At 58.1% G+C, this 1748-nt stretch carries 2 protein-coding genes; one reads left to right on the top strand and one right to left on the bottom strand.

The features are described from left to right. Window positions 1-47: 47 nt before the first annotated feature. Window positions 48-311, bottom strand: a complete 264-nt coding sequence (locus tag ACTNBB_RS09025) for a GntR family transcriptional regulator (protein WP_441071093.1) — start codon at window positions 309-311, stop codon at window positions 48-50. 206 nt (window positions 312-517) lie between these two features. Between ACTNBB_RS09025 and ACTNBB_RS09020 the strand changes: the two genes are divergently transcribed. Further along, window positions 518-1510, top strand: a complete 993-nt coding sequence (locus ACTNBB_RS09020) for an SIS domain-containing protein (RefSeq protein ID WP_117648180.1) — start codon at window positions 518-520, stop codon at window positions 1508-1510. Window positions 1511-1748: the final 238 nt, after the last annotated feature.

Raw genomic sequence — 1748 nt, 5'->3', positions numbered from 1 at the left:
GGGGTGGGGGGGTACATGCCCTGGCCTTCGACGTGTTTGTTTTAGCTCTAAAACACCTGTTTTTTGTGGGGGAGCGCGGGGGTGTGGGCCACAACGGCGCCACGCCCGCGCTCGGTGCGCACCAGGCCCTCATCAACGAGCACCTTAAGGGCGTGGCGTACGGTGCTGCGTGACAGCCCCGATTCGTCCATGAGTTCCATCTCGGACGGCAGCTTGTCTCCGCGCGCATACGTGCCGGCAGCGATGCGATCGCGCAGCGTGCCCGCCAAGCGCTCGTATTGGGTCAGTTTCTTTTTAGATGTGACGCCCATATTGCCAACCTATATCTAACCTGTATGCTTACCTAAGCAAGCATGTATTTAATAAAACAATAAAACTGCTGGTATCGAGCTACCGAAAACCATAGCAGCAAAATTTCTAAGACAAATATAGCATACAACTAGTCGACATAACCAAAATATGTATGTAACTTGTATGCCTGTGATGAGCATCAAACGAGAAGAAAGGCTGATGCACGATGACTACTCAGGAACAGGTTAAGGATGTTGTCTCCCAGGTTTTGGCCGACAAGGCAGACAAGGGCGGCATCAAGCGCGTCGTGTGGATTGGCGCCGGCGGATCCAACGGCGGTAACTATCCTGCCCAGTACTTTATGGAGCACGAGGCCACGCAGGTCGTGAGCTCCAGCTACACCAGCAACGAGTTCGTGCACGCCACCCCTGCCTACGTTAACGAGAACACCTTGGCCGTCGTCGTGTCCATGCGCGGCACCAAGGAGACTATCGTCGCCGCCCAGGTCGCCAAGGACCACGGCGCCAGCACCATCGCCATCTATGTTGACGAATCCGCCCTCACCGAGGTCTGCGACTACAAGATCCAGTACGACAGCCTGGCCGTCGACGAGTCCTGCATGGGCCGCACCAACTCCGCCGTCGTGACCATGATCGCCATGGAGCTCACGCAGCAGACCGAGGGCTATGCCGAGTACGAGACCGCCATGGCCGCCTTCGACTTGGTCGACCCCATCTATCGCAAGGCCGTCGAGTACACCCGTCCGCTTGCTGCCAAGTGGGCCGAGCAGAACGCCGACAAGCCCTGCATCAACGTGATGGCTCAGGGTCCGCTCTTTGGTGCCGCCTACGTCTTTAGCATCTGCAACGTGCAGGAGATGCTACAGATCGACTCCTGCACCATCAACACCTGCGACTTCTTCCATGGCCCCTTCGAGATCCTGGACAAGCGTACCTCGCTGTTCCAGCTCATCAGCGTCGGCCGCAGCCGCTGCAACGACGAGCGCGGCATCCGCTTCGTAAACCAGTACGGTGGCGAGCGCGTCTATCAGCTCGACGCCAAGGAGCTCGGTCTCAACGACATCAAGGACAGCGTGAGCGAATACTTCAACCACCTGATCTTCGCGCCGATCCTCAACAACGTGTACATGCGTGCACTCTCTGCCGTCACCCACAAGGACTATATGACGCGCCGCTACATGTGGAAGCTGGACTACTAGGAGTTACGCGGTTTTGCCAAACCGCGTAACGGCTCGACGCTGCAAACCCGCCAGAGCGGCAATCTGCCTTTCAACTTCGGCGGCATGACCAGAAGGTCAATGCCGCCTCGTTTCAAGGCACCTTGCCCGCTCTGGCGGGTTTTCGCTCATATGACCCAATCCGCTGTCAAGAGCCACAATGGCCCCGCCGACCGCTTGCAATCGGTCGGCGGGGCCTGCCGTTGAACCCGTCCCGGTC

This window comes from Collinsella sp. HCP28S3_B9 (assembly GCF_052066095.1).
In the GTDB taxonomy this organism is placed as follows: Bacteria; Actinomycetota; Coriobacteriia; order Coriobacteriales; family Coriobacteriaceae; genus Collinsella.
This window is presented reverse-complemented; position numbering and strand designations above follow the sequence as displayed.

Bases quoted from the DNA above. Each gene is read 5' to 3' on its own strand.
- ACTNBB_RS09025 (WP_441071093.1), bottom strand. From the start codon at position 311: ATGGGCGTCACATCTAAAAAGAAACTGACCCAATACGAGCGCTTGGCG.
- ACTNBB_RS09020 (WP_117648180.1), top strand. From the start codon at position 518: ATGACTACTCAGGAACAGGTTAAGGATGTTGTCTCCCAGGTTTTGGCC.